The 7,150-nt window shown below is 68.8% G+C and carries 9 protein-coding genes; 6 read left to right on the top strand and 3 right to left on the bottom strand.

Annotated elements, in window-relative coordinates; all coding sequences use genetic code 11:
- A partial coding sequence (locus AX669_RS01480) for a phosphatase PAP2 family protein (RefSeq protein ID WP_156444884.1) occupies window positions 1-562 on the bottom strand: 562 nt, incomplete at its 3' end.
- Window positions 563-660: 98 nt separating this feature from the next.
- Window positions 661-1,197, bottom strand: a complete 537-nt coding sequence (locus tag AX669_RS01485) for a hypothetical protein (RefSeq protein ID WP_062256154.1) — start codon at window positions 1,195-1,197, stop codon at window positions 661-663.
- A gap of 63 nt (window positions 1,198-1,260) precedes the next feature.
- On the opposite strand from AX669_RS01485, the gene AX669_RS01490 reads away from it, so the two are divergent.
- The 3 genes from AX669_RS01490 to AX669_RS01500 all read left to right on the top strand — a co-directional run bounded on the left by AX669_RS01490 (window position 1,261) and on the right by AX669_RS01500 (window position 3,934).
- Window positions 1,261-1,890: a TetR/AcrR family transcriptional regulator gene (locus AX669_RS01490; protein ID WP_051805479.1), complete on the top strand. Its 630-nt coding sequence runs from the start codon at window positions 1,261-1,263 to the stop codon at window positions 1,888-1,890.
- A 30-nt stretch (window positions 1,891-1,920) separates the two neighbouring features.
- On the top strand, window positions 1,921-3,411 hold the full coding sequence (locus AX669_RS01495; protein ID WP_062256156.1) for a long-chain fatty acid--CoA ligase: 1,491 nt from the start codon (window positions 1,921-1,923) through the stop codon (window positions 3,409-3,411).
- An 88-nt stretch (window positions 3,412-3,499) separates the two neighbouring features.
- Window positions 3,500-3,934 carry a MarR family winged helix-turn-helix transcriptional regulator gene (locus tag AX669_RS01500; RefSeq protein ID WP_040014252.1) on the top strand — a complete coding sequence of 145 codons (435 nt, stop codon included), beginning with the start codon at window positions 3,500-3,502 and terminating at the stop codon, window positions 3,932-3,934.
- Between the two features lie 151 nt (window positions 3,935-4,085).
- On the opposite strand, the gene ppk2 is transcribed toward AX669_RS01500, so the two are convergent.
- A complete protein-coding gene (gene ppk2, locus AX669_RS01505) occupies window positions 4,086-5,117 on the bottom strand; it encodes a polyphosphate kinase 2 (protein WP_062256158.1) in 1,032 nt (343 codons plus the stop codon).
- Between the two features lie 252 nt (window positions 5,118-5,369).
- Between ppk2 and AX669_RS01510 the strand changes: the two genes are divergently transcribed.
- The 3 genes from AX669_RS01510 to AX669_RS01520 all read left to right on the top strand — a co-directional run.
- Window positions 5,370-5,627 carry a hypothetical protein gene (locus AX669_RS01510; RefSeq protein ID WP_006943508.1) on the top strand — a complete coding sequence of 86 codons (258 nt, stop codon included), beginning with the start codon at window positions 5,370-5,372 and terminating at the stop codon, window positions 5,625-5,627.
- Window positions 5,628-5,720: 93 nt separating this feature from the next.
- Window positions 5,721-6,920: an App1 family protein gene (locus AX669_RS01515; protein WP_006943514.1), complete on the top strand. Its 1,200-nt coding sequence runs from the start codon at window positions 5,721-5,723 to the stop codon at window positions 6,918-6,920.
- On the top strand, window positions 6,913-7,150 hold a 238-nt coding region (locus tag AX669_RS01520; RefSeq protein WP_304438397.1), incomplete at its 3' end, for a DNA-formamidopyrimidine glycosylase family protein. The genes AX669_RS01515 and AX669_RS01520, both read left to right, overlap by 8 nt.

The raw sequence follows: 7,150 nt of genomic DNA on the forward strand, positions 1-7,150 counted from the left end.
GTTGCACGCGCGCCCCGAGCGTCGAGACGGCCGAGCCGATCGCCCAGCCGACGGCGACGTCGCTCGGGTAGTGGGCGCCCGTCGCGATGCGGGAGAACGCGACGAGTCCCGCGAGCGCCTGCACGACGATGCCGGCCGCGGGCGCTTCCGTCGACACACCCATGGCGAAGGCGGCGGCGCTCGCGCTGTGGCCGGAGGGGAATGAGTTCGACGTCGGCAGCCGGAAGACGCGCCGAGCCAGCGGAACGCTCTCGATCCCGGGGCGCAGGCGTGGCGCGAGCCGCTTGCCGACCTGGTTCGTCAGGAGGCTCGCGAGGGCGATGTTGCCGAGCCCGCGCTCGGCGGCCCACTTGAGCCGACGGTCGCCGGTCGCGGCGAGCCCGGCGCCCACCGCCATCCACAGCACCGAGTAGTCGGCGGCGCGGCTCAGCTTCGGCATGACGCGGTCGAGCATGGGGCTGCGGTGCTCGGCGATCGCCGTGAACAGCGAACGGTCGAGACGGTCGACGTCACGCACGACGCGCATGATCTGCGGGGTGAAGCGGGGTCGGGGCAGACGCATGACGGTTCCTCGTCGCTCGAGTCGTCGGTTGGCATGTCCACCTTGCCACCATGAGCATCCGGGCGCTCCCGGATCTGCGCCCCACCTTCGGCGTGGTGTCAGCCGTTCTTCGAGGCGCGTCGTGGCCACAGCGTGTAGCTGACGGCCCACAACACGTCCAGGCCGAGAATGACGCCCATCCACGTGTAGTTGCCCGAAAGTGCGCCCGCGGACGAGGTGTCGGCTGCGATCGCGATGAGTACCGCCGTCAGCGTGCAGGTGATGGCCGCGGCCACGCTCGTCCGCGCGACGTCGGCCCAGCACTGGCGGGTGTAGGTCGCCCCGGTCGCCTTGACGGGCGCCGGCCCGGCCGCGAAGCGATGGGCGAAACGTGTGTCACACCAGTCGATCATGCGATGGCCGTAGGCCACGCTGAATCCGATGTAGACGGCGGCCACCGCATGCCCGAGATGTGCCGCGTCACCGCGGTGCAGGCTGATGGCCGTGGCGGCGAGGAGGACGAGGTCGGTCACGGGGGCCATGACGAGCAGGGCAGCTCCGAGGCGCCGGCGCTCGAGGAGGTAGCGCGCGGCCAGGCCCGCAATGACGAAGACCCAGAAGAGGATCTCGCAGGCAGCGATGATGGCGACGATCATGACCCTCCCAATGAGTACGGTTGTACCAAAAACAAGTTAGCACGACCGTACTAAGATGGCGGGGTGCCGAAGGTCATCGATCATGCCGCGAGAGAGATCGCCATCGCAGAGGCGGCATGGGAGGTGCTCCGTAGCAGGGGAATCCGGGGTCTGTCCGTTCGCAACGTCGCCGCGCAGGCGGATCTCGCGGTCGGCTCACTGCGTCGCTCCTTCCCGACGCAGCGCAGCCTCGTCCGATTCTGTCTGGAGCTGGTGCTCCAGCGCGGGGTCGAACGATTTCGCGCGTTGCCAGTGGACCTCGACGCCCGCGAATTCGCGTGGCAGGCGTGCACCCACGTCCTGCCCCTCGACGAAGACCGCCGCGTCGAGATGGAGGTCTGGCTGGCCCTGTCCATCAGCGCGTTGGCGGACCCGCAGATGCGCGAGGAGTGCACCAAGTCCGACGAAGCGTTGCGCCAGATGTGCGTCATCGTCATCGGCCGCCTCGACGCGGTCGGCCTGCTGGCCGGATCGCGAAGCGCCGACTCTGAGCCCAGGCGTCTGCACGCCCTGCTCGACGGGCTGGCGCTGCAACTCATCCGTCAGGGGCCGGATGATCCGTGCGACTGGGCGCTCGACGTGCTGCAGGATCACCTCGAGCAGCTGACGGGTGCGGCGGCGGGGTTTCGGGACATGCGTGACCCGGGTCACTGAACACCCGGGCTGAGTGATTAGGATCACGTCATGACGAACGAGCTCAACATCGCCGCCAACCTCACGCGCACCGCCGAGCGTCAGCCGGACGACGTCGCGATCAAGCTCGACGACTTCACGCTGACGTGGTCGCAGCTGGACGACGCGACGCAACGACTCGCGACCTTCCTCGCCGACCAGGGGGTCGGCGTCGGGGATCGCGTCGCGCTCAGCCTGCCCAACGTGCCGGCGTTCCCCGTCGTCGCGTACGGCGTGTGGCGCGCGGGCGCCGTTCTCGTGCCGATGAACCCGCTGTTCATGGGGCGCGAGATCGACTACTACTTCGAGGACGCCGGCGTGAAGCTCGCGTTCGGCATGGCCGGTGAGATGGCCATGGCGGCCGAGCAGAAGAGCGTCACGTTCGTCGAGGTCGGTGACGATCAGCTGCAGAGCCTGCTCGCGAAGTTCGAGCCGACGTTTGACATCGTCGAGCGCGATGGCAGCGACACCGCCGTCATCCTCTACACCTCGGGGACGACAGGTCGCCCGAAGGGGGCCGAGCTCACCCACGACAACCTCGAGGAGAACCAGGACGTCACGGCGCGCACGCTCGTCGAGGTGACGTCCGACGACGTCGTCATGGGCTGCCTGCCGCTGTTCCACGTCTTCGGCCTGACGTGCGCGATGGCCGTGTCCGTCTCCAGGGGCGCGACGCTGACCCTGCTGCCGCGCTTCGAACCGACGAAGGCGCTCGAGATCATCGAGCGTGACTCGGTCACCGTCTTCGAGGGCGTGCCGACGATGTACCAGGCGATGCTCGCGGCCGCCGCGAAGGCACCCGAGGTGAAGCTCGCGTCGCTGCGCACCTGCATCTCGGGTGGTTCGGCGATGCCCGTCGAGGTGCTGCGCAAGTTCGAGGAGCGCTTCGACGCGACGATCCTCGAGGGCTACGGCCTCAGCGAGACCTCACCCGTCGCGTCGTTCAACCACCCGAACGCGCAGCGCAAGCCCGGTTCGATCGGCACGCCGATCGAGGGCGTCGAGATGAAGGTCGCCGACCTCGACGGCAACCCGCTGCCCGTCGGTGAGGTGGGCGAGGTCGCCGTGCGCGGGCACAACATCATGAAGGGCTACTGGAACAAGCCGGAGGAGACGGCAAAGGCCATCCGCGACGGCTGGTTCTACACCGGCGACCTCGCCCGCCAGGACGAGGACGGCTTCTACTTCATCGTCGACCGTTCGAAGGACATGATCATCCGCGGCGGGTACAACGTCTACCCCCGCGAGGTCGAGGAGGTGCTGTACGAGCACCCGGAGATCGCGGAGGTCGCCGTCGTCGGTGTGCCCGACGAGCACTACGGCGAGGAGGTCGCCGCCTTCGTCGTGCGCACCGAGGGCTCGAACCTCGACGCCGACGCCGTCAAGGCCTTCGCGAAGGAGCGCGTCGCCGCGTACAAGTACCCGCGCCACGTGACGTTCATCGAAACGCTGCCCAAGGGCGCGACCGGAAAGATTCTCAAGCGCGAACTGCGGCCGCAGTGAACGATGTTCGCCTCACCCCGCCCGTCGGGGTGAGGCGGTGACGCTGACCTCGCCCCTCGAGACGCCCGCGGGTCCTACGATGGCGAGCATGACGACTTCACGAGGCGACCGTCTGCTGCTCGTCGTGGCCCGGCTCAACCGATGGGCGTCACGCCACGCGCAGCTGCCCGCCCCCGCGGCTCAGCTGCGGCTGCTCTCCCTCATCAACGACCTCGGCCCGTCACGCATCGGCGATCTCGCGACGGCCGACAACTCGTCTCAACCGACGATGACGACGCAGGTCAAACGCCTCGAGGGCCTCGGCCTCGTCAATCGTTCACAGGACGCGCGCGACGGGCGCGCGACGCTCGTCACGATGACGCCCGCAGGCCGGGAGACGCTGACGAAGGCACGCGAGGCGCGCGCCGAGGTCGTCGTCCCGCTGCTCGACGGCATGAGCGAGGACGAACTTGCGACGCTCGACGCCGCTCTCGAGATCCTCGAGGGACGCCTCGCGAAGCAGCGCGCCGACACTCAACCCTGACGTCTCGTCGCCCCCTGACCCGGGCGTCACGAACCCCCGAGCCACCCACCCCGAACGTCATGATGGCGGGTAACTCGCGAGTAGGCGCGAAGTTGCCCGCCTACCTGTGAGTTACCCGCCATCGTGTTCGCCTGCGCGAGCGTGAGCGGCGTCAGCGCCCCTCGGCCGCCTTGGCCTCGGCTGACTTCTGCTCAGCCGACTTGTCGCCGTCACCGCGCGCGATGGACTCGGCGGCCCGCTGCATCTCGAGCGCCTTGACCTCGGCTTGGGCCTTGGCGCGCGCCTTGGCAGCCGACTTCGACTTCGGGGCCGTGTGCGTCGGCGTCTTGCCGCCGTCGTGACGGTCGGGGTAGCCCTCCTGGAAGCCGCCCTCACCCTCGTCGAGGATGTGCTTGGCGGGGCCGACGATGAGCGGGTCGGGCGCGTGGATGAAGTCGGTGTTCTTGCCCGGGTAGTCGAGCGAGTCGAGCACGTAGCGCATGACCTCGACGCGGGCGCGCTTCTTGTCGTTGCTCTTGATGACCGTCCACGGGGCCCACTCGGTGTCGGTGTGCTCGAACATGGCCTCCTTCGCCTTCGTGTAGTCGTCCCACTTGTCGAGGGAGGCGAGGTCGGTGGGCGACAGCTTCCACTGACGCAACGGGTCGGTGCGGCGCTTCTCGAAGCGCGTCAGCTGCTCGGCCTTGCCGACGGAGAACCACAGCTTGCGCAGGTGGATGCCGGAGCCCGTCAGCATCTGCTCGAACTGCGGCGCGGTGCGCATGAACTCGTCGTACTGCTCGTCGGTGCAGTAACCCATGACGCGCTCGACGCCGGCGCGGTTGTACCAGGAGCGGTCGAAGAAGACGATCTCACCGGCGGTGGGCAGGTGCGAGACGTAGCGCTGGAAGTACCACTGGCCCATCTCGCGCTCGGACGGCTTGTCGAGGGCGACGGTGCGCGCACCACGCGGATTGAGGTGTTCGTTGAAGCGCTTGATCGAACCACCCTTGCCGGCGGCGTCACGCCCCTCGAAGATGAGGACGACCTTCTCGCCACTCTCCTTGACCCACGCCTGCATCTTGAGCAGTTCGATCTGCATCTGGCGCTTGAGGTACTCGTACTCCGTACGTGTCATCTTCACGTCGTACGGGTAGTTGTGCTGCCAGGTCTCGTCCTGCGTCTTGAACTTCTTCTTTCCCATGCCCCCATTTTGGTCGACATGACATCCCCAGGGCTAGGGTTTGGCGCCAGGATGGGTCAAACGTCCCCTCGCGTTCACGCAGCGGCTTCGTCAGGCTGGCGAGCACACGTGTGCCATTCGGGCGGATGCTGCCCGCGGATCATGCGGGAGGCGGCCACCCGTAAGGGCGGTGCGGCGGACGTCGGGCTCGTGGTGCACTGGCCTGCAGGCGTCCGAGGTGCTCGGACGCGACCCACCGCGAAGGAGCAGAGCATGAACTCGTACACCGACGAAGAGCTGCAGGCCGCACGCCAGGCCGCGCAGGCCGCCGTCGACACCGCGACGTCGTGGGACTACAGCGCGAGCGACGCGAAGATCGCCGACAAGCTGCAGGAGGGCCTCGACGCGGCCGGCGTCACCGTCGACACGCCCGAGTTCGAGCGCCTCGTCCGCGAGATCACGGCGCTGAAGGACGACGAGGACGCGGGTACCCCCACCGTCGAAGCCGCGCTGCCGAAGACGCAGGCCTGACCCACGCCTGAGCATCGACCGCTCACCGCCGCCCCGGCCCCGTATCCTCGCCGCTGCCCAGCGGTTGTCGGTGCGGGGTCATAGGGTGGTGGCATGTCTCGCGCGCACATCGCCTCCCGCCTCGAGGATCGGCTGAACAGCTCGACGTCGACGCTGCTCGAGCGGCGTCACTGGCGCAAGCGCGTGTTCCCGTACGTCGGGTTCGGCTCGGTCGACCCCGAACTCGAGGGGCGTAACCCCTACGTCAGCGCCCCACGCCCGAAGACCCAGACGTGGCGTGCATCGGGGCAGCCGAGCGGCCGTCAGCGCCGCATCCCCGAGGGCGGGCGCGCCGTCGTGCTGGGCCGCGTCGTCATGGGCAAGAGCGGCCAGCCCGCCGTGCCCGCCGCGCACGACGACTCGCTCGTACGCCGCGGATTCCGGGCCTTCTTCTCCGTCCCGCAGACCGGTGAAGAGGTGACGGTGAGCCTCGGCGCCGCGCGCGCCGTCGGCCACACCGACCGGGGCGGGTACTTCGACATCGAGGTCGTCGGCCACGGCCTGCGCGACGGCTGGCACGAGGCGACGATCGAGTGCGACGGCATCGTCACGCACGCCGCGATGCAGATCATCAGCGGTGAGGCGCGCTTCGGCATCATCAGCGACATCGACGACACGGCCCTCATCACGGCGCTGCCGCGCCCGCTCATCGCGGCGTGGAACACGTTCGTCGTGCGCGAGACGGTGCGTCGCGAGGTGCCGGGCATGGCGGCGTTCTATCGCTCGATGCTCTCGGGGCACCCGGGTGCGCCGATGTTCTACCTGTCGACGGGTGCCTGGAACACCCAACCCGTTCTCACGCGTTTCCTGCGCCGCAGCGGTTTTCCGCGCGGCACGCTGCTGCTGACGGACTGGGGGCCGACGGAGACGGCGTGGTTCCGCTCCGGCCCGGAGCACAAGCGTCGCTGGCTGCGGCGTCTCGCGTCCGAGTTCCCGGACGTCCGCTGGCTCCTCGTCGGTGACGATGGCCAGCACGACCCGGCGTTGTACGAGAAGTTCGCGCTCAGTTATCCCGAGCACGTCGCGGGTATCGCCATCCGTCAGCTCACGCCCGCGCAGCAGCTGCTCAGCCACGGCCATCCCTTGCAGATGGACGACGTGGCCGGTCGGGTGCCGGGCGTGCCGTGGCTCGAGGGGCCCAACGGTTTCGTGCTCCACGAACGTGTGAGCGCGGTCGTCGATCCGGGGCGTGGTTCGGTCGCCGCCATTGCGGCCCCGCAGGCGCGACGGGCGAGGAGACATGTTCATGCCTGAGCTGCCAGAGGTGAGCGGGCTCGTCGGGTTTCTCGACGAGCGCATCGTCGGGCGCGCGATCGTCGGGGTCGAACTCGCCTCCATCGCCGTGCTCAAGACGTTCGACCCGTCACCGCAGGCGCTCGCGGGGCTCGTCGTCGACGCCGTCAGCCGCCACGGCAAGTGGATCGCCCTCGAGACGAGCGGCGGGCTGTCGCTCGTGTTCCACCTCTCGCGTGCCGGCTGGCTGC

This window comes from Dermacoccus sp. CCH2-D9, from assembly GCF_001556795.1.
GTDB lineage: Bacteria > Actinomycetota > Actinomycetes > Actinomycetales > Dermatophilaceae > Dermacoccus > Dermacoccus nishinomiyaensis.